We start from the raw sequence: 19660 nt of genomic DNA on the forward strand, positions 1-19660 counted from the left end.
TGAACGTCAACTCAACGCCAAGTGCGCTAGACGATGACAGACATCTGGAATGAGTGCGAAAGCTCTGTGTCTCTGGGCAGTAGCTCTGTATGGAACAGTGTGAACGCTCATACATGCTGTCAGTGAGTCAGACATGATGTCAGCGGATCACTCTTGCTGTCAGTGGAATGGTTCCAGAACCCTGGCGCTGCCTGGGGTCTGGGCGGTGCAGCCGCCATGTGCTCCGCGCCGGGTTTGCTGCGCCCGGGCGGTCCCAGCGGCGGCGGATGGGGCGCCGCCGGCCCCCGCCAGAGCCCCGCCGCAGATCCGGCACCGGCGCGGATGGCCGGATGCGGCTCCATACGTCCGATAAGCACCCTTATCGGACGTTGCCGACGTGCAGTGTCGGCGTGTATACATCATCCGCGTGCAATCGGACCAAAGCGGCCGGCGGAGGGGGGAGATGGCGGAGACAACAGGGCGCCCGGTGCTGGCCACCGGCCTGTTCGGCGACCTGGTGCTGCCCGACCCCGTCGAACCCGGCCGGGCGGCCGAGCGGCAGGCCCTGGCCGCCCAGGCCGCCGCCTACGCCGCCGCGGCCCGCAGCCCGGCCACGCTCCGGGCCTACCGCTCGGCCTGGCGGCAATATGACGCCTGGTGCCGCGATCTCGGCTTCGAGCCCCTGGCCGGGGAGGCCGGGCAGGTGGGCATGTACCTGACCCGGGCCGCCGAACGCCTCGCCGTCGCCAGCCTGCAGGTGCATCTCGCCGCCATCGTGGCGGCGCACCGGCTGGCCGGCCAGCAGCTCGATCCCGGCCATCCCAGCATCGCCCTGCTGCTGGACGGGCTGCGCCGGCGCAAGGGCACCGCCCCGGCCCGCCAGGCCGCCCCCATCACCCCGGATCTCCTGGCCCGCATGGTGCGGGCCCAGCCCTGCTCGCCCCTGGGGCTGCGCAACCGCGCCATGCTGCTGGTGGGCTTCGGGGCCGCACTCCGGCGCGCCGAGCTGGTGGCGCTCGATGCCGGCGACCTCCGCTTTGTCGAGGGCCGCGGCGTGGTGGTGCGGCTGCGCCGCTCCAAGACCGATCCCACCGGGGCGGGCCAGGAGGTGGCGATCTGGGGCGCCGCCGATCCGGACCTCTGCGCCCCCGCGGCCCTGCAGGCCTGGCTCGCCTGGCTGCAGCCGGCCCGGGGCGACCAGCCGCTCTTTGTCGGCTTCCGGCCCACCGGCGTGCCGACCGGCAAACGGCTGTCGGACAAGGCGGTGGTGCGCCTGATCCAGGCCACGGCCGAAGGCATCGGCGCGGCGGACCCCGATCTCATCGCCGGCAGCCGGGGCCCGCTCGCGGCCAGCCTGGCGCCGCGCTATTCCGGCCACAGCCTGCGCGCCGGCCTCGCCACCGCGGCCGCGGAGGCCGAGGCGCAGCTGCACGATGTGATGCGCCAGACCCGGCACAAGAGCCCCGAAATGGCAAGGCGCTACATGCGCGCCAGCGACCTCTGGCGCAACAACGTCACCGAGACGGTGCTGCGCAAGCGCCGCTGATGCGCCGCAGCGTCCCCACCGCCCGCCACCCCACCATCGCCCAGCACACAGCCGGGCTGGGCCATATGATCTTGGACTGTGCCGTCGATCGGCCCATATCCCTTCTATCGCTCCCAGGAACGACCGGCGGGGGCGGCAGAGAGATGCGTGTGCTCCCGCCTACCATGTCCAGGGAGCGCGCCCGTGCCGCATTCCATATCATCTGCCCCCGGGCAGACCTGTATTCCGCTCGCCCTGCAGAACCATATCCTGCGCGCCCTGCCAGAGGCGGAGCGTGACCGGCTGCTCTCCCTCCTGGAGCCGGTGGAGCTGCGTTTTCAGGAAATCCTGCACGAGGCCGGCGAACCGATCCGCCATGTCTATTTTGTCGAGGACGGGGTTGTCTCCCAGCTCGCCATGCTGGACGGCGACCAGGAGATCGAGGTTGGTCTCATCGGCCGTGAAGGTCTGGCCGGCTTTGCCCTGGCTCTGGGCAGCGACGCGGCGCACACGGAGGCCATGGTCCAGATGTCCGGCCATGCGTACCGGATGACCGCCGACGCCTTTTGCCAGGAAATGGCCCGCAGCAGCGCCTTCTCCAGCCTGGTGCTGCGCTTTGTGCAGACCATGTACGTGCAGGCCGGCCAGGGCGCCGCCTGCAATGGCTCGCATCCTCTGGGGGAGCGGCTGGCGCGCTGGCTGCTGGAGATGCACGACCGCGTCGGAGCCGACACGCTGCCCGTTACCTCTGAGATCATGGCCTTGATGCTGGGGGTGCGGCGTCCGGCCCTGTTTGCGGCGGTGGGGTGTCTGGAGCGGGCCGGCATCATCAGCCAGGACCGCAGCTCCGTGACCATTCTCGAGCGGGCCCAGCTGGCGGCAGCATCCTGTGCGTGCTACCAGGTGATCCGCCATGAGGCGGACCGAATGCTGGGATAAACGGCCGCTTTATTGGGGGGAAGCCGACCGGCTCTGCCTTGTCATGCGCCGCTGCGCCACCCATACTGCCCGTATCGCTCCCAGGGACGACCGGCGGGAGCGGCTGAGAGAGGCTTGCGCTCCCGCCTACCATGTCCAGGGAGCGCGCCCATGCCGCATTCCGCTTTATCCGCTCCCGTGCAGAACCATATCCTGCTGGCCCTGCCGGCGGCGGAGCGCGACCGCTTGCTCTCCATCCTGGAACCAGTGGAGCTGCGTTTTCAGGAAATCCTGCACGAGGCCGGCGAACCGATCCGCCATGTCTATTTTGTCGAGGAGGGTGTCATCTCCCAACTGGCCCCGCTGGAAGGCGGGCAGGAGATCGAGGTCGGGCTGATCGACCGGGAGGGTCTGGTCGGCTTTGCCGTAGCCCTTGGGGCCGAGACCACCAACACGGAGGCCATGGTCCAGGCGCCCGGCCGCGCTTTGCGCCTGAATGCCGAGGCGTTGCGGGCGGAGATGGAGCGGGGCGGCCCCTTGCCGGCCGGTATCCTGCGCTTTGTGCACACCATGGTGGTGCAGACCAGCCAAGTGGCCGCCTGCAACATCCGGCACACGCTGGATGAGCGCTTGGCGCGCTGGCTCCTGATGATGCATGACCGGGTGCACGCCGACCGGATGCCGATCACCCATGAGTTCATGGCCATGATGCTGGGCGTGCGCCGGGCCGGCGTGACGGTCGCGGTCAACACGCTGGTGAATTCGGGGGCGATCCTCCATGAGCGCGGGGCTATCACCATGCTCAACCGCGCCCGCCTGGAGGGAGCTTCCTGCGAGTGCTATGAGGCGATCCGTCAGGAAGTGGACCGGGTGCTGGACTGAACCGCCGCATGGCATCCGGAGACGCGGCTCCTGGGGGTGGCAGCCCGGCCGAACCCCGACGTGGCCATGATCTTGCCGAACATGCTGGAGACGGCCCCTGCATCGCTGGCGGTTCCCGCCGGATGGATACCGCCTGGACCGTTCCTGTGGGGGAGCGCCCCGGCTTAGGCTCTGCCGGACGGTCGGCTTGGCGACGGCGCAGCGCAAGGTTTGGCAGAGGCACTCCGCGCCGAGGGCATTTCCTTCCTGGATGACCGGCAGGTCGCCATGGGAAAACCCATTGCGGCTCGAGCCGATCTTGCAGAAGAGCCAGAAGCCGGATTGTGTGCGGATGTGCCTAGCGTCATTCACCCCCTTTATGGACCAGCTTCTTCAGCAAGAAGCGCTTGTGCAGTCGATGAAGCCCAATCAACAGGGCAGTAATTCCATGCCGTGCGGCAGGGCACGCGTTCGGAGGCGCAGGTTCAGCTCGGAATCCGCCGCTGCGCAGCTGTCGCACCAGTGAAGGCCCGCCCCCAACAACGAGCCGTCCTCATGCATCTGCCGGACGGCCTCCATCACCAGCAGCACGCCAGGCGACTGCTTGGCAGCAGGGTGGTCCTGGTCATAAGCGATCTTGAACGAGAAGCTGCCGGGTGCGGCAAGCAGAGTGATCACCATAGACACAGGCCGCCTATCGACCCGCAGTTCCAAGACCGAAACCCGCCGTTTCTCTCTCCCGCTGGCCAGAATCTCGCGCAAGGCCTCTGCCTGTGCTGGAACGCTTGCCATGGCGGTGCCGGCCTTTCCCTTCCAGCCGCCAGCCTCCAGGCGCAAAAACAGTTCCGCTACGGCGGTTCCGTTGCAAAGTTTGACGGAGGGCATTAGGGGCCCTGATTGCAGCCGCGTTAGGCGGCAACACCGAACAGGCTCGCGATGAAGGTCGCCTGTATGGGCATGCTGTTGGCAGGAACAGCCCTGACCTGGTCTTTGCAGACCATGGTCATGATCTCGTAGCCGGCGATCGTCCGCCGTGCGGTGTGGAAGCTTTTGAACCCGAGTCCGGGCCGGACCAGCCGCTTGATGCGCCGGTGGTCCTGTTCAACGATGTTGTTCAGGTACTTGCGTTGCCGCAGCTTGGCAAAGCGCCATAGCTCACCGGTCCTCTTCATGGTCTTGGTCGCGCTTGGGTAGGCGGCGTTCTTGTCCACCGTGATAGTGCGCGGGTTGACCGTATGCGCCTGCTTCAGCGCCTTGCGGAAGAAGCGCCGGGCAGCCGCAGCATCGCGCCGGGCGCTGAGCAGAAAGTCGATCGTCTGCCCGCGCGCATCGACGGCGCGATACAGGTACATCCACCGGCCTTTCACGCGAATGTAGGTCTCGTCCACCCGCCAGGAACCGCTGGTCATCCGGAGGTATGGGCGCAAGCGCTTGTCCAGTTCGGGTGCGTAAGCCTGGATCCAGCGGTAAAGCGTCGTGTGATCGACCGGCACGCCGCGGTCGGCCAGCATACGTTCGAGATCGCGGTAGCTGATCGGGAATTGCAGGTACCAGCGCACCGCCCACAGGATCACTTCCGCCGTAAACTGGCGGCCCTTGAATGGGTCCTTCCCGTCGTGCATCACCTTGTCACCCCAGCCGCCGAACCGGCCGAGGTTCTACGCGATCTCCGTCCCGCCGAAAACGATGCAACAGAGCCAGCCAAAGAGGTTGGCGGAACTATTCGAGGCAAGCGAGTAGAGGCCCGACAGATTAGGAGGGGAAAGACCGTTCCACAGGAAGGGGAGCTAGCTGCGCAAATATTTCACCAGGGCGACAATGCTCAGAATGAGCAGCACGAGCACCAGAAGCCAGACAACGGCCATTCCGACCATCATGCCGGCTCCCATCGCACATCCGTCCATCATCATTATTCAACTCCTTGCATGACTAGTTTCCGATTGAGCCCCTTCCCAGCACTTGCTGCAGGCAGATCAGTACGGGGCTATTCTGTTCTTGGATCCCGAGCCGCCCGGTGGAACGGCGGCTCGGGTCCATGCTGTAATCAGCCCTTAGGCGCGATCGAGGTCACGACGTAGCTGTTCCCGTTCTTGGCCAGGGAGAACTCAACCTCCTGACCGGCCTCGACATTGGACAGGTCCACGCTCTCGGCGACCTGGAAGTCCATGACCATGGCGGGCCAGCCGATCGCCTCGATCGGATCGTGCGCCAAGTTGACCGTGCGCTTCTCTACGTCAACCTTTTTGACCGTGCCGGTTCCCTTGGCGTCAGCATCGGCCTGCTTGCCCATGTGCATGCCGTGCATCGAACCATGGTCCTTCATGTCCATGCCCTGCATACCCTGTGCATGAGCAGAGCCTGAGGCCACCAGGGCGGCCAGGGCGGCGGCAATCATCATCGACTTCATCATCTGATCTCCAGTTAGTCCGCCGCGCGGGCGGGAAGGGATGACGGGGAAGCCCCGTCAAGGAAGACGGCGGGCTGCTTGCGAAGCCTGGCCCGCTGCCAAACGAGAAAGACGGCCGGAACAACGGCCAGCGTCAGGACCGTGGTGGTCGCCATCCCGCCGATCATGGGGGCGGCAATGCGCTGCATGACCTCCGAACCGGTACCTTCGCCCACCATGATCGGCAGCAGACCGGCGAATATGGTGGCCACAGTCATGGCCTTCGGACGCAGGCGGAGCACAGCCCCCTCGATCACGGCCTCGCGAATGTCCTGGACGGTGACCGAACGGCCCTCCGTCATGGCCAGCTGCTCGTGGCGCTTCATCGCGATGTTCAGGTAGACCAGCATGATCACGGCGGTTTCCACCGCGACCCCGGCGAGGGCGATGAAGCCCACAGAGACCGCGACCGACAGGTTGAAGCCGAGATACCAGATCAGCCACATCCCGCCCGCCAGCGCCACCGGCAGTGAGGTCAGCACGATCAGCACCTCGGCGCCGCGCCGGAAGGTCAGCCAGAGCATCAGCGCAATCAGGGCCAGGGTCAGCGGCACGATGGCGGTGAGCCGGTCCTGGACGCGCGCCATATATTCGAACTGGCCCGTCCAGGTCAGCGAATAGCCCGGCGGCAGGGTGACCTGTTCTGCAACAGCCCGCTTGGCGTCGGCGACAAAGCTGCCCAGGTCGCGATCAGCAATGTCGACAAAGATCGAGGCCGTGAGCCGGGCATTTTCCGTCTTCAGCATGCTGGGGCCGTCCTCGATGCGGACCTTGGCGACCTCGCCCAGGGCGATGTGCGCCCCGCTCGGTGTCACCACGGGCAAGCTCGCCAGCGCCTCGGGGCTATCCCGCCACGCCTGGGCGAAGCGGACATTCACGGGGAAGCGCCGGGTGCCCTCGACAGTCTGGGTCACCTCCTCACCGCCGATAGCCGCTCGCACAACTTGCTGGACCTCGGCCACGGACAGGCCATAGCGGGCCGCCGCCAGCCGGTCGACCTCCACGTCGATGTAGCGGCCTCCCGCGGGGCGCTCGGCATAGGCCGACGTCGCACCCGGTACAGTCTTCACCACGGCTTCGATCTCAGAGGCGACCTTGCCGATGCCCTCGAGGTCCGGCCCGAACACCTTGATGCCCACGGGCGTCTTGATGCCCGTCGCCAACATGTCGATGCGGTTCTTGATCGGCATGGTCCAGGTGTTCGGCATGCCGGGGATCTGCACCACACGATCGAGTTCTGCGCGAATGCCGTCCAGGGTCATGCCCGGCCGCCACTCCTCGCGCGGCTTCAGCCGGATGGTGGTCTCGAACATGGCGATCGGCGCCGGATCGGTGGCCGACTCCGCCCGCCCGATCTTGCCGTGAACGGTCTCCACCTCCGGCACGGTCTTGATCAGTCGGTCGGTGATCTGCATCAGTTCCGTCGCCTTGGAGATCGACACATCGGGCAACAGACTCGGCATGTACAGCAAGTCGCCCTCATTCAAGGAGGGCATGAACTCAGAGCCTGTCTTCGAGAGCGGGTAGGCCATGCTGGCCACCAGCAGGACAGCGGCGATGATGACCGTCCAGGGAGCCGCCAGGGCGGCGTTGAGCGCCGGGCGGTAAAGCCAGATCAGCAGGTTATTCAGCGGATTGCGCCGCTCCGGCACGATCCGGCCGCGCACGAACAGGCCCATCAGCACCGGAACCAGCGTCACCGACAGGATGGCGGACGCCGCCATGGCATAGGTTTTGGTGTAGGCAAGCGGCTTGAACATCCGGCCTTCCTGCGCCTCCAGGGCGAAGACGGGCAGGAAGCTCAGGGTGATGATGACGAGCGACGAGAATAGGGCTGGGCCCACTTCGGCCGCCGTCTCCGACACAAGCCGCCAGCGGTTCTCGCGGGTGATCGGCTCTTGCTCAATGCGGCGGTGCAGGCTTTCAACCATGACAATGGCGGCGTCCACCATGGCCCCGATGGCGATGGCGATGCCGCCCAGCGACATGATGTTCGCGTTCACACCCTGGAAATGCATGACGATGAAGGCCGCCAGCACGCCGAGTGGCATCGTCAGAACCACGACCAGACTGGAACGCAGGTGGAGCAGAAAGGCGGCCGATACCAGCACGACGACGATGAACTCCTCGCCGAGCTTGTGCCAGAGATTGTCGACCGCCCGCTCGATCAGGTCCGAGCGGTCATAGGTGGTGACGATCTCGACACCATTGGGCAGGCTGGGCCTGAGTTCCTCGATGCGGGCCTCCACCGCCTTGATGGCGGCAAGCGCGTTCTCCCCCTGGCGGAGAATGACGACGGCCCCGGTGACCTCGCCCTCGCCATTCAGTTCGCTGACGCCACGGCGCAGTTCGGGGCCGGTGCGAATTTCGGCCACATCCCTCAGCAGTACCGGCACGCCGCCCGGATTGGCCTTCAAGGGCACGGCTTCGAGATCCTCGACCGACTGCACATAGCCGGAGGCGCGGACCATGTACTCGGCTTCCGCCATTTCCAGCACCGACCCGCCGGAAGACTGGTTGGCGGCCTGGATGGCCTCCTGCACGGCCGCGAGCGGGAGATCGTAGGCCCGCAGAGCGTCCGGGTCCACCACCACCTGGTACTGCCGCACCATGCCGCCGATCGGGGCCACCTCGGCGACACCGGGCAGGGACTGGAGCTCGAACTTCAGGAACCAGTCCTGGAGTGTACGGAGTTCGGAGATGTCGTGCTGACCGGTGCGGTCCACCAGGACGTACTGGTAGATCCAGCCAACACCCGTCGCATCGGGGCCCAATGCGGGTGTGGCCCCCACGGGCAGGCGGGGAGCTATTTGGCTCAGATACTCCAGCACGCGGGAGCGGGCCCAGTAGAGGTCGGTGCCGTCCTCGAACAGCACATAGACGTAGCTGTCGCCGAACATGGAGTAGCCGCGCACCGTCTTGGCGCCCGGGACGGCGAGGAACGCCGTCGAGAGCGGGTAGGTGACCTGGTCCTCCACCACCTGGGGCGCCTGTCCGGGCCAACTGGTCTTGACGATGACCTGCACGTCGGAGAGGTCGGGGATGGCGTCGACGGGGGTGTTCCGGGCAGCCCAGATGCCCCCTGCCGCAAGGATAGCCGCGAGCAGCAGGACGATCAGCCTGTTGGCGACGGACCAGTGGATCAGGCGGGCAATCATGACGGGCCTCCCGTGCGCTGGACGGCGATCACGCGATAGCCACCCGCGCCATCCTCAGCCAGCCCCACCCGGGCGCGGCTGCCTGGCGTGAGACGTGTGGTGTCCACCGCCGGGTCGAGGGCGAACTCCATGGTCATGGCGGGCCAGCCGATCTCGGGGATGGGCGGATGGGCCAGCGTGACCTTGCCCTCCACGGGAGGTGATTCCACCGTGGCATCGGTCCAGGCCACTGGCTCGCTCGAAGCGGGAGCAGCCGCAGACGCATCGTCCAGGCCCGCATGGGCCTGATGGTCACCATGGGCGAGGGAAATGTCTCCAGCCCGGTAGGCGCCGTCCGCCGCCTGCGACACGTCGAACCGGATGCTGCTTCCTTCGCTGATGCCCTCGGGCAGGGTCGCCGGGTCCACCGCGAAGTCCATGGTCATGGCTGGCCAGCCGAGCGCATCGATTGGGCCGTGCTGGATCGTCAGCTTGCCTTCGGCCTCGTTGACCGCGAGAACAATGCCCTCTGCCGTGGCGGGAGGGGCGGGGTCTGCCTCTGGTTCCTGGAGCTTTGCCAGGGCGCCGGACAGGTTGGCCTCGCTGTCGAACAGGAAGTGGGCCGAGGTCACCACCGGTGTGCCGGGTTCGACACCCTTCGTCACTTCGACCAAGCCGTCCGCGGCCAGGCCGGTTTCCACGAAGACCGGCTTGAAGCGTCCGTCTCCTAGCGAGACGACCACCCGGTTGCCGCTGCCGGTCCGGATCACCGCCTCCTGCGGCACCGCAACCACCTGCTTCGAGGCCTCCGGCACAAGCCGGATGGAGGCGAACATGTTGGGCCGCAGGACCCCATCCCTGTTGTCGAGCGGTATGCGGAGGCGAACCGTGCGGGTGTCCTGCCGCAGGTCCGGATAGACATAGTCCACGGCCCCGGTCCATGTCCGCCCGGGCAGTCCTTTGATGGCAATCTCGGCCGCCATGCCGGGGCGCACGAGGGCCGCCTGGCTCTCGAACACCTCGGCCATCACCCAGACGGTCGAGAGGTCCGTCACGGTCATCAAGGTCATGTCCGGCTGGATGAACATGCCCTCGGATACGCCCAGGGACGTGATCACCCCGTCCTGGTGCGCGTAGACCTTGACGAGTTCCGGAACCTGCCGGGATTTCCTGATCTCCTCGACCTGCCGGTCAGAGACGCCAAGGGCGGCCAGCTTGCGCCGGGCTCCTTGGATGCCATCCAGGCTGCCGCGCTCGAGCTCGCGCACATACTCGTAGGCGGCGCTGGCGAGGTTCGGCGAGAAGAACTCGAAGAGAAGCTCGCCCCGGGCAACGGTCTCGCCCTCGACGCGCTTATGGAGACGCTCGATCCAGCCCTCGGCCCGGACATGGATGTCGCTGGTGCGGCTCTCGTCGAAGCCGACGGTTCCGAAGGTCCGGAGCGTGGGCGTGAGGGTTGTGAGATTCGCCTCGGCGGTGCGCACCCCCAGATTCTGCAGGGTCGCGGGCGACACGGCGACGGTCCCGGCGGGTTCGCCGGATGCGCCCGGCTCCTCGTCCTCGTAGACCGGCACCATATCCATGCCCATGGGCGACTTGCCGGGCTTATCGCTCTTGTAGTCGGGGATCATGGGATCCCACCAGTACAGGACCTTCTTATTCTGCGAGGTGGCGGGAGAGGCGGCGTCTGCCGCCAGATATTGGCGTTCCAGAAGCACGCCTCCGCCCACACCGGCGGCGGCAATGGCCAGAACAGCCACAATGGCCTGGGGCCTCATATACATTGTCCTCTGAACGAGCAGGTCGAACGGACCCCGCCCGGTGCGCAAGGCAACCCGGAACGTCAGGGGTCGAGTCAGCTGGTCGTCAGATGGTCTGCGGAGGGCGCTGCGGTGGGGCCACCACATGCGGCGGCAGATGGCCCTGGACGTGCCATTCCGCATGCGCGGGCCGCATTGCCGCAAGCGTGACCGCCTGCGGCGGCGTGATCGCACACATGGCGAAACACGACATGCCGTCCATCACCTGGCAGGGGGCGGAACCGTCCTCGGTGGTGTCCAAGCATGGAGGCTGGGCAGCCATTCCAGGTCCGCCCAGATCGGACATGGCGGTCATTTCACCCATGGCATCGCAGGGCATCGTCATGGTGGGAGAAGCCATCGCCGGGGCTGCAGCCCCAACCACCCCCACGAAGTGCGCCAGCACCATCGCCAGTACCAAGCACAGCCCGACGGCGCGGCGCATTGCGCTGCCCGCGGTGGTCCTGTGTCGAATGGTGGCCTTGGTACTCATACCGCCTAACATAGCGGATGAGGTCTAACTTGGAAAGTGTCCCTAAAAGAAATCGAGAGCCAGCGGTAAGCATGGCTATGCAGCGACCGCGAATGTTCCGTTAACTCGATCGAATGGAATGTGCTTCGGTCAGCAACAAGTTAGCGGATCAAACAGAACCCCCATAAGAGCGGTGAAAGCGGTGTTTTGACTATCCTTGTGCACGTCGCTTATTGGAATGCACGCAAAACGTGACCCGCATGCTTGCCGTGTTCGCATTTTCATGATGTCCATCCAAGTTCTCTCAGAGAGCCATGCAGACTTGCTCCGCCTGAAGCCGGGTATCCGCTCGAAGACCCTATTTAGGCGTCCTGGAGCACCGCAGGTTCCGGGTTGCCCCCGCAATCCCGTTCAGGGTGAACAGCCCTAAATCGATCCAGTCGCGTCGGCGCGCAGCAGCCGTTGGCGGGGTGCCCGCCAAATGGACGGCTACTGACGCATTCAAGGAATTCGCCTACCACAGTGCTGCTTGGTCCAAAGAGAATGAGGGCCAACAACCACGCCGTTATTGTTGACAAGAACGGACGAAACTGGATGGTTCATGGTATTCCATGAACCAGGATAAGTACGATGCCGACGATCTTCCCCCATCTGGTCGCGATGCCGTTGGGCGAGGCCAGCCCTGGCGACTTGGTCAGGACGACCACGTTTTCCGGAACATCGCTTGCCTTCGTGGCGTGTGAGGAGGGCCGGGATGCGCGGCATTTGGTCATGCTTTCAGGCGACGGCGGCAACCAGCCGGAGCCTCCTTACGCAATTCTCAACGTGGACCAGGAGGAGCAAATCCTCAGCTACGGTCAGAATTACAGAATCGACCTGGACACCAGCGAGGAACACATTCACGTCGGCTATGTTCGGCAGGCCGAGATTAGGGGCGCGATCGGTATTAGGGGGGCAGAGCGCCTCCTGAGGGTCGGCCCTCAGCTGACGGGGCGCCCACGCACCTTCTGGTACGACATGGAAGGTGGGATATTCCGCTCCCTTCAGAACACCAACATCTGCTACGTCACGGCATGGACGTTGGGGTTGGAGGTGCCCTGGGGCGCACCGCCGATGCTACTCGCCCGCTTCGTAGCTGCCTGATTTCGTGGGATGCCGTGACCAGCCTCTTCTTCTCCTACTCCCATGCCGACGAAACGCTGCGTGACCAGCTGGCGAAGCATATGGCCGCAATGCGCCGCCAAGGGGTGATTGACGACTGGCATGACCGCAAGATGCTGGCAGGCGATCACATCGACGGCGAGATTAAGCGGATGATGGAGCAGGCGGATATCATCCTACTTCTCGTGAGCCCAGACTTCATCGCCAGCGATTACTGCTACGACATCGAAATGGCACGGGCTGTCCAGCGCCACGAGGCAGGGGAATGCCGGACAGTCCCTGTCATCCTACGCCCTTGCGATTGGCACGGCACCCCGTTCGGGACACTTTTGGCGACGCCCCGTGATGGAAGGGCTGTTACTCTGTGGACCAACATCGATGAGGCGTTCCTCGACGTGGCCAAGGCCGTAAAGGCGGCTGCGGTCGACATCCGGGCCCGCAAGGGTAACTCCTCGCCTCAGCGTAAAAAGCCAAACTCCCTGTCCTCCACCCCGACGGCCGCTCCCATGCTGTCGGCGTCGGTCCCGGAAGTCAGCGCGAAGCCCAAGTCCGGGAAACGGCGCAGCTTCGGAGTACGGGCGACTGACGCCGAGCGTGACGAGTTTTTGGAAGCCGCGTTCGAAGAGATGGCGCGGCATTTCCAAGCCGAGCTCGACGCATTGTCCCAGTCGCACCGCGACGTGAGAACTGCCTTCCGTCGCGTCGATGCAGACCATTTCCTGGCTACCATTTATGTCGAGGGAAACGCTAGATGCCGCGGTAAGGTCTGGATTGGCCGGGGGAGCGTGATGGGCGGAATCAACTTCTCACAAGACCAGTCATCCAATGACAGCAGCTACAACGAGTGCCTGACCTTGAAGGACGAAGGTGGCGAGTTGGCTTTCAACCCACTCGGACTAAACGCTTTCGGCCACGACCGGGACCGCCCGATGGACTCAGCGACTGCGGCTACATATCTGTGGTCGGTATTCACCAGGGCGCTCAGCTGATGGACCGGCTGGAAACCTACGCCGGATCTGATCGCCGTTTCACTCGCGGACCTGTGGAACAAACCCGCTACGAGTACGACCGTCGAAGGGGTAAGGAACCCTTTGCCGAGTGCGCAAATCCTGGGGTCTACGAGATCTTGGAACAGCCTGCCAGGAGCAGGGGTGACGATCTGGACCATTAAGGCGCAGCCTTGGCGGTCCGTTCCGAAATAAGCCGTTGGCGGGTCCTGATGTCCGGCGGCCAAGTGCTCTTGATGAAGGCCAGGACGGTCCGGATCTCCTCGTCATCGAGCACGCCCGCGAAACCCGGCATGTCGCTTTGGTATCCGCCTTGTACAGCTGCAGCCGGTCCATGCTTGACGATGCGGAAGAGAACCTCATCGGGATGATGCCAAGTGTGTCCGGTTTGATCGTGCGGCGGCGCTGGCAGGCGACCGTCTGGTTTCCGGGAGCGCCAGTCCGGCTGGCCTTCGAGGTCTTCGCCGTGACAAGCGGCACAGTGTGCTGCGTAGATGGCGGCACCCCTGGCTATCACAGCTGCGTCTTCTGATAGGAGCTTGGCTGGGCCCATCCAGGTCCAGGCGGCTGCTCCGGCGCCAACGGCGGCCACGATCAATAGCGCCGCAATGGCCCGACTGGTCAATGTCATGGCTCCGTCTCCAAATCATCCGGGGCTCCGGGCGACGTTACGGGCCCGCTCAGAGTTTGGGCTCGGCTGCCAGCTTGCACCGTCGGACGGGGCACAGGTTTGACCAGCAGATGCTATTCCCGGATCGAGGGATCCATAAAGGGATGCCTCTCCCTGCAATTTTATTGCTATACAGAATTCTGCTGTTGCGAAAATGCGATAGACGAAGCCCGCAGCAGCAATAAAGCATCCAATTCGTATTGACTTGTATAGACAGGTCTGATCCGATGCCTTCCGCACGCCGCGCCGGGACGTACCGGCTTCTCCCGGCTCTCGGGACGACAATAAGGAAGGACAGGGGCATGAAGAGGCTTTCGGGGAAACTGTTGGTGGCGACTGCACTCAGCGCCGGGGTCCTGGCGGGGACGCCTGCGGTAGCCCAGCAGCAGCCAGGCACGGGACTTGAGGAAATCGTAGTCACCGGCAGCCGCATCAAGCGCGAGGACATCACCGGCGTCGGGCCTGCCACGGTGCTCACCAACGAGTTCATCCAGAGCACGGGCATCGCCAGCGTGGAGACCCTGCTCCAGCGCCTGCCGTCCAGCGCCGGTTTCGCCGGAAACCAGACCAGCGCCTACTGGACCAGCAATGGCTGGGGCACTGCCCAGGTCAATCTGCGTGGTCTAGGCGCCAACCGCACCCTCGTTCTCCTTAACGGGCGGCGCATTGTGCCGGGCGGCACCGGGGCCAACAGTTCCCCCGACCTGAACACGATCCCGGTGTCGATCATCGAGCGCATCGACGTTCTCAAGGACGGTGCATCCGCCATCTATGGCGCCGACGCCGTTGCCGGTGTCGTCAATGTGATCACGCGCGACGACTTCGAGGGAGTGGAGGTCTCGGCCAAGTACGGCATCACCGAGGAGGGCGATGGCGAGGAAAAGAGCGCCGATCTCACCTGGGGATTGTCCGGCGAGAAGGGGAACTTCATCGCGTCGCTGACCTACTACAAGTCCGAGCCTGTGAACATGGCCGACCGCGAACCCTGCGGCCTCGGCGAGGTGGATGGCGAGCTCGTCTGCGTGGGGAGTTCCGCCACCATTGGCGGGCGTGCCCTGCTGCCGACCGGACAACGGATCAACTTCAACCAGAGCCCCGGGGGCAATGGCGACTTCTTCGAGCCCTACAACGGCGCCATCCACAATTTCAACTCCAACCCCTACCTGAATGCAGTCAACCCGATCGAGCGCATCAGCGCCTCTGCATTCGGCAACATCAACGTCACTGATGACGTTAAACTGTTCACCGAACTGATGTTCACGAACCGGCATTCGGCGCAGCTGGCCACGCCCGGCACATTGCGCAACCTGAGTATCCCGGCGACCAATCCCACCAACCCGACCGGCCAGGATATCATCCTCGAGCAGCGCCGCCTGATGGAACCCGGTCCGCGCGACTTCTTCCAAGACGTCGATACGTGGCGGACGGTCATCGGCCTGACGGGGGATCTGGCGAACGGTTGGACCTGGGAAACCGCCTTCAACTGGGGCCGCACCACCGGCATCGACGGATCCAACAACATCGCCAACCTGGACCGGGTCAGTGACACGCTGGATCTAGACATCTGCAGCTTTGCAGCTGGAGCGGCAATTCCCTGCGGCGACTATCTGGGGGCTGGGGATCTGTCCCCGGAAGTCCTGGACTACATCCTGTTCACCATGCGGGACTCCGGCGGGAACGAGCAGATCAGCGGAACCTTCGACATCACCGGTTCTCTGTTCGCGTTGCCCGCCGGAGATGTCGGTTTCGCGGCCGGGGTCGTCTACCGCGAGGAGAAAGGCTGGCGCGATCCCGATCCGCTGACAGTTCTCGGTGTCGCCAACACCAACCAGCAGGATCCGATCTCCGGCAAGTTCACGGCTAAGGAAGCCTACGTGGAACTGGCCGTCCCGGTTCTCAGCAATCTGCCGTTTGTCCAGCGCCTGGGCGTCAACGCCGCTGCCCGTTACTCCGACTACGATCTGTTCGGCAGCGACGAGAACTACAAGCTCGGCCTAGACTGGCAGGTCATCGACGAGGTTCGCCTGCGCGCTACGTATGCAACTGCCTTCCGTATCCCGAACGTGCCGGAGCTCTTCGGTGGTGTCGCTGAGGGCAATCTGACGACCACCGACCCGTGCAGCGGCTACGCCAGTCTGCCTGCGGGCTCCGTGGTGGCGCAGAACTGTGCCGCCAGCGGCGTCCCGGCAGGGTTCCAGCAGCTGGGCAACACCATCCTGACCACGGTGGGCGGCAACGAGGACCTCGACCCTGAGAGTGCCGAATCCTTCACGGTTGGCGCCGTCTACCAGCCAGCCTTCGTCGAAGGGCTGACGCTGACTGTCGACTACTTCGACATCACCATCAAGGACGCCATCCGGGCGATCCCAGGCTCGACCAAGCTGGCGGTCTGCTACGAATCCGCGGGTTTGTCTCACCCGTTCTGCGGGCCTGAGCACTTCACCCGAAACGCCCTGACCGGGGACATCAACTTCCTCTCCGCCCAGCCGGTGAACACCGGGCGTGAGGAGATGAAGGGCGTCGACTTCGGACTGATCTACGAGTTCAGCATTGGCGAATTCGCCGCGGCGATCGACTGGAACACGACCTATCTGGACACCTACACCATCACGCCGTTCCAGGGCGCTGAGGAGATCGTCTTCGACGGCTTCATCGGTGGCGGCAATGGCGGCTTCCCGCATTGGCGCTCCAACGTCAACGCGACCTTGGCAGGCGACCGCTGGAGCGGGACCTACTCTGTCCAGTGGATCGGCAAGGCGACGGACTTCAACGCGTCCGAAGGCGACATCGGCTACCGCACGCCCAACGTCTTCTACCACAATGTCCAGGTCGGCTACGACTTCAACGACCAGGCCCGGATCGCAGTGGGCGTGGACAATCTGTTCAACGAGGACGCGCCCTTCATCCAAAGCTGGACCGATGCGAACACGGACACCATGACCTATGACCTGCTGGGTCGTCGCGGCTATGTCCGCCTGACCTACACGTTCTGAGGTCCGGGGGCCTGAACGGGATCGCCGCCTCCGGGCGGCGGTCCTCATTTCGGTGGGGTCGTGCGACCCGCGCCGAGCCTGCATTGTTGGAGCTTGCCATGCGCGCCGCCACCTTGGCCCGTAAGTCGCACAAATGGTTGACGTTGCTGATCGCCATTCAGGCCGTCCTCTGGGCGGTCAGCGGCCTCTACATGGTCTCGGTGCCGATCGAGATCATTCACGGCGACCATTTCGTACACGGCCATCACGAACCGGTTCCGCCGCTCGACCAGGTCCGCTACGAGGTGGACGACATCCGCCAGAGGTATGGCGAGATCCATGGCCTCCGGGTGAAGTCGCTGGCCGACCGCCCCGCCTACGTGGTGGAAACCTCAAGGGGAACGGTGCTGGTCGATGCTGTCGAGGGCACCGAACTGTCTCCGCTGGGAGAGGAGACCATTCGGGACTTGGCGCGGCGGAACTATGTCGGAGAGGGCAGGATCACATCTGTTACGCTTCTTCAGACACTGCCGCTCGAGGTGCAGGCCCGGAAACCTCCCTTGTGGCAGGTCCAGTTCGAGGGCTGGAACAACCACACCCTCTACTTCTCGCCGACGACAGGGGACATGGTGGCCCGCCGCCATCAACTGTGGCGCCTCTTCGACTTTGTGTGGATGTTCCACATCATGGACTACGAGTCCCGGACCGATGTGAACAACACACTGCTCCGGGTGGCCACGATTGCTGGCGTGCTCGCAACGGGCACCGGCCTCTGGCTCCTGTTCTACAGCTTCCGCCGCGCGCGCCGCGCGCGTGACGCCCGCGCCTGACGGAGGACCGAGAATGCAAACCCTCCGCATTCTTCACAAGTGGGTCGGGCTCCTGCTCGGATTGCAGTTCGTGCTCTGGGCGCTGAGCGGTGCCATGATGGCCTTGATCGACCATCACGCGGTCACTGGCGACCACACGCGCCGTTCTGTTCCGCCATTGGCACTCTCGGCCTCGGCACTGCCGATCGCGGATATCCATGCCCTTGTCGGGCCGGACGCAACCGGTCCCCTGCGTCTGCGCCCCTTGCTCGACCGGTTCGTCTATGAGGTCTCCACCGCCGACGGCGTTCGGCTTCTCGCGGCGGAAGACGGTAGTGAAATGGTTGTCGACCGAGCCTTGGCACAGCGCATTGCCGAGCAGGACTATTCGGGCGAGGGGCAGGTCGTGTCCGTCGAGCGGATGGAAGAGACAACGCTCGAGGTACGGAACCACGAAGCCCCCATCTGGCGCGTCGCCTTCGATGACGAAGAAAACACAACGATTTACGTCGCCGCTGAAACCGGACGGATCCTGGAGCGCAGGAATGACAGCTGGCGGCTGTTCGATTTCTTCTGGATGCTCCACATCATGGACTACACGGAGCGCCAGAGCTTCAACCACCCGCTCATCATCCTGGCCACCGTTTCGGCCGTGTGGCTCTCGTTCAGCGGCCTGTTCCTGATCTTCGACAGCTTCTCCTGGCGGGACTTCAACCCGGGCCTGGTCCTGCGGCGGCTGCGCGGCCGTGGCGTGCCGGTTGCCGTCTGGGCGGGCGGCCAGCCGTCGCGGACAATGGACCTGCCGGAAGGTGCAACCTACTTCGACGCACTGAGCGCCGAAGGCGTTCGACTGCCGTCCAATTGTGGTGGCGGGGGCAGCTGTGGCCTATGCCGGGTCGAACTCGGCCCCGACGCGCCGATCACCGATGCGGACCGCTACCACATCGGGCCGCAGGATCTTCAGCGAGGCGCTCGCCTGGCCTGTCGCCATCACGTTGTTGCTGGGGCAGAGGTCGGCGTGCCCAACGAGGCGCTGGACACCGAGGGTCATACCGCGACAGTGCTGTCCACGCGCTATCTCAGTCCCTTCATCAAGGAGGTCCACCTGCGCCTCGATGACGGCACGGCGCTCAATTACCGGGCCGGGCAGTTCGTGCAGCTGGAGATTCCGGCATACGAAACATCGCCCGCGCGCTTCGAGCCGCCGGTGAACTGGCAGACCGATTGGGAACGCCTGCGCCTTCCTGAGCGCCTTGTGCACGAGGGTGGGATCCATCGGTCCTACTCGCTCGCCACGCACCCTTCGGAGGCGCCAAGCGAGTTGGTGCTGAACGTCCGGTTCATGCCCTCATCTACCCCGGACAAGGTCCCGTGCGGCGCTGGGTCCAGCTACGTCTTCGGCCTGCGACCCGGCGAGAAGGTCCGCGTCTTCGGTCCGTTCGGCGCGTTTGCAGCCAGCGACTCCGGCCGGGAAATCATTGCCATCGGCGGCGGTGCCGGAATGGCGCCGCTCAGAGCCATCATCCGCGACGAGCTCCTCCGCAAGGGAACCTCCCGTCGAATTTCCTACTGGTACGGCGCCCGTTCGGCGCGGGATATCCTGTACCGGGATGAGTTCGACAGGCTGGCGGAGGCGTCGTCGAACTTCACCTGGACCGTCGCCCTGTCCGAGCCGGAAGCAGGGGATAGCTGGCGCGGACCTGTTGGCCTGATCCACGAAGTCGTGCGGAACCAGTACCTCGCCAAGCATCCGAATCTGGCCGAATGCGAGTTCCTGGTCTGTGGCCCGCCTGCCATGCTGAAAGCCGTGCTGGCCATGTTGGAGGACCTTGGCGTGCCTCGGGACCGCATCGCCTTCGACGATTTCGGTATTTGACCGCCAGCGGCATTCGTTCGATGATTGA

Annotated in this window: 16 protein-coding genes; 8 read left to right on the forward strand and 8 right to left on the reverse strand. The window is 64.7% G+C overall.

Translation table 11 applies throughout. The features are described 5' to 3' along the window. Nucleotides 1-442 precede the first annotated feature (442 nt). From DOL89_RS24130 to DOL89_RS24140, 3 genes are all read left to right on the forward strand, one after another. Nucleotides 443-1525 (forward strand): tyrosine-type recombinase/integrase, encoded by a 1083-nt coding sequence (locus DOL89_RS24130; RefSeq protein ID WP_119681908.1) that lies wholly within the window; start codon nt 443-445, stop codon nt 1523-1525. A gap of 183 nt (nt 1526-1708) precedes the next feature. After that, a complete protein-coding gene (locus DOL89_RS24135) occupies nt 1709-2443 on the forward strand; it encodes a Crp/Fnr family transcriptional regulator (protein WP_119681909.1) in 735 nt (244 codons plus the stop codon). A 150-nt stretch (nt 2444-2593) separates the two neighbouring features. After that, nucleotides 2594-3304, forward strand: a complete 711-nt coding sequence (locus DOL89_RS24140; RefSeq protein ID WP_119681910.1) for a Crp/Fnr family transcriptional regulator — start codon at nt 2594-2596, stop codon at nt 3302-3304. A 408-nt stretch (nt 3305-3712) separates the two neighbouring features. Here the strand turns inward: DOL89_RS24140 and DOL89_RS24145 are convergent, their stop codons facing one another. From DOL89_RS24145 to DOL89_RS24170, 7 genes are all read right to left on the reverse strand, one after another. Next, complete coding sequence (locus tag DOL89_RS24145; RefSeq protein ID WP_119681911.1) at nt 3713-4168, reverse strand: GNAT family N-acetyltransferase; 456 nt, start codon at nt 4166-4168, stop codon at nt 3713-3715. 23 nt (nt 4169-4191) lie between these two features. Beyond that, the gene (locus DOL89_RS24150) at nt 4192-4905 is read right to left on the reverse strand and encodes an IS6 family transposase (protein WP_119681912.1); all 714 of its coding nucleotides are present in this window, start codon (nt 4903-4905) and stop codon (nt 4192-4194) included. A 165-nt stretch (nt 4906-5070) separates the two neighbouring features. Then, nucleotides 5071-5193 carry a hypothetical protein gene (locus DOL89_RS25915; RefSeq protein WP_263973612.1) on the reverse strand — a complete coding sequence of 41 codons (123 nt, stop codon included), beginning with the start codon at nt 5191-5193 and terminating at the stop codon, nt 5071-5073. 134 nt (nt 5194-5327) lie between these two features. Then, nucleotides 5328-5693, reverse strand: coding sequence for a copper-binding protein (locus DOL89_RS24155; RefSeq protein WP_119681913.1), 366 nt, complete (start codon nt 5691-5693; stop codon nt 5328-5330). An 11-nt stretch (nt 5694-5704) separates the two neighbouring features. Beyond that, nucleotides 5705-8887, reverse strand: a complete 3183-nt coding sequence (locus tag DOL89_RS24160; RefSeq protein WP_119681914.1) for an efflux RND transporter permease subunit — start codon at nt 8885-8887, stop codon at nt 5705-5707. After that, nucleotides 8884-10644 carry an efflux RND transporter periplasmic adaptor subunit gene (locus DOL89_RS24165; RefSeq protein ID WP_162937872.1) on the reverse strand — a complete coding sequence of 587 codons (1761 nt, stop codon included), beginning with the start codon at nt 10642-10644 and terminating at the stop codon, nt 8884-8886. The genes DOL89_RS24160 and DOL89_RS24165 overlap by 4 nt, the downstream gene beginning before the upstream one ends. A gap of 88 nt (nt 10645-10732) precedes the next feature. Then, entirely contained in the window at nt 10733-11158 is a 426-nt protein-coding gene (locus DOL89_RS24170; protein WP_162937873.1) for a hypothetical protein, read from the reverse strand. Between the two features lie 609 nt (nt 11159-11767). On the opposite strand from DOL89_RS24170, the gene DOL89_RS25315 reads away from it, so the two are divergent. Next, entirely contained in the window at nt 11768-12280 is a 513-nt protein-coding gene (locus DOL89_RS25315; RefSeq protein ID WP_162937874.1) for a hypothetical protein, read from the forward strand. 14 nt (nt 12281-12294) lie between these two features. Then, the gene (locus DOL89_RS24175) at nt 12295-13287 is read left to right on the forward strand and encodes a toll/interleukin-1 receptor domain-containing protein (RefSeq protein ID WP_162937875.1); all 993 of its coding nucleotides are present in this window, start codon (nt 12295-12297) and stop codon (nt 13285-13287) included. A 178-nt stretch (nt 13288-13465) separates the two neighbouring features. On the opposite strand, the gene DOL89_RS24180 is transcribed toward DOL89_RS24175, so the two are convergent. Then, nucleotides 13466-13936: a c-type cytochrome gene (locus tag DOL89_RS24180; RefSeq protein ID WP_119681918.1), complete on the reverse strand. Its 471-nt coding sequence runs from the start codon at nt 13934-13936 to the stop codon at nt 13466-13468. 341 nt (nt 13937-14277) lie between these two features. On the opposite strand from DOL89_RS24180, the gene DOL89_RS24185 reads away from it, so the two are divergent. The 3 genes from DOL89_RS24185 to nqrF all read left to right on the forward strand — a co-directional run bounded on the left by DOL89_RS24185 (nt 14278) and on the right by nqrF (nt 19632). Then, entirely contained in the window at nt 14278-16968 is a 2691-nt protein-coding gene (locus tag DOL89_RS24185) for a TonB-dependent receptor (RefSeq protein WP_205574746.1), read from the forward strand. Between the two features lie 98 nt (nt 16969-17066). After that, on the forward strand, nt 17067-17777 hold the full coding sequence (locus DOL89_RS24190; RefSeq protein WP_119681919.1) for a PepSY domain-containing protein: 711 nt from the start codon (nt 17067-17069) through the stop codon (nt 17775-17777). Between the two features lie 13 nt (nt 17778-17790). Next, nucleotides 17791-19632 carry an NADH:ubiquinone reductase (Na(+)-transporting) subunit F gene (gene nqrF / locus DOL89_RS24195; RefSeq protein WP_119681920.1) on the forward strand — a complete coding sequence of 614 codons (1842 nt, stop codon included), beginning with the start codon at nt 17791-17793 and terminating at the stop codon, nt 19630-19632. Nucleotides 19633-19660 lie beyond the last annotated feature (28 nt).

Origin of the sequence: Indioceanicola profundi, assembly GCF_003568845.1 — a bacterium.
Lineage (GTDB): Bacteria > Pseudomonadota > Alphaproteobacteria > Azospirillales > Azospirillaceae > Indioceanicola > Indioceanicola profundi.

Coding starts and splice junctions, on each gene's coding strand:
- DOL89_RS24170 (WP_162937873.1), bottom strand. CDS start 11,158: ATGAGTACCAAGGCCACCATTCGACACAGGACCACCGCGGGCAGCGCA.
- DOL89_RS24185 (WP_205574746.1), top strand. CDS start 14,278: ATGAAGAGGCTTTCGGGGAAACTGTTGGTGGCGACTGCACTCAGCGCC.
- DOL89_RS24165 (WP_162937872.1), bottom strand. CDS start 10,644: ATGAGGCCCCAGGCCATTGTGGCTGTTCTGGCCATTGCCGCCGCCGGT.
- DOL89_RS24150 (WP_119681912.1), bottom strand. CDS start 4,905: ATGCACGACGGGAAGGACCCATTCAAGGGCCGCCAGTTTACGGCGGAA.
- DOL89_RS24145 (WP_119681911.1), bottom strand. CDS start 4,168: ATGCCCTCCGTCAAACTTTGCAACGGAACCGCCGTAGCGGAACTGTTT.
- DOL89_RS24160 (WP_119681914.1), bottom strand. CDS start 8,887: ATGATTGCCCGCCTGATCCACTGGTCCGTCGCCAACAGGCTGATCGTC.
- DOL89_RS25915 (WP_263973612.1), bottom strand. CDS start 5,193: ATGATGATGGACGGATGTGCGATGGGAGCCGGCATGATGGTCGGAATG.
- nqrF (WP_119681920.1), top strand. CDS start 17,791: ATGCAAACCCTCCGCATTCTTCACAAGTGGGTCGGGCTCCTGCTCGGA.
- DOL89_RS24155 (WP_119681913.1), bottom strand. CDS start 5,693: ATGATGAAGTCGATGATGATTGCCGCCGCCCTGGCCGCCCTGGTGGCC.
- DOL89_RS24180 (WP_119681918.1), bottom strand. CDS start 13,936: ATGACATTGACCAGTCGGGCCATTGCGGCGCTATTGATCGTGGCCGCC.
- DOL89_RS25315 (WP_162937874.1), top strand. CDS start 11,768: ATGCCGACGATCTTCCCCCATCTGGTCGCGATGCCGTTGGGCGAGGCC.
- DOL89_RS24140 (WP_119681910.1), top strand. CDS start 2,594: ATGCCGCATTCCGCTTTATCCGCTCCCGTGCAGAACCATATCCTGCTG.
- DOL89_RS24190 (WP_119681919.1), top strand. CDS start 17,067: ATGCGCGCCGCCACCTTGGCCCGTAAGTCGCACAAATGGTTGACGTTG.
- DOL89_RS24130 (WP_119681908.1), top strand. CDS start 443: ATGGCGGAGACAACAGGGCGCCCGGTGCTGGCCACCGGCCTGTTCGGC.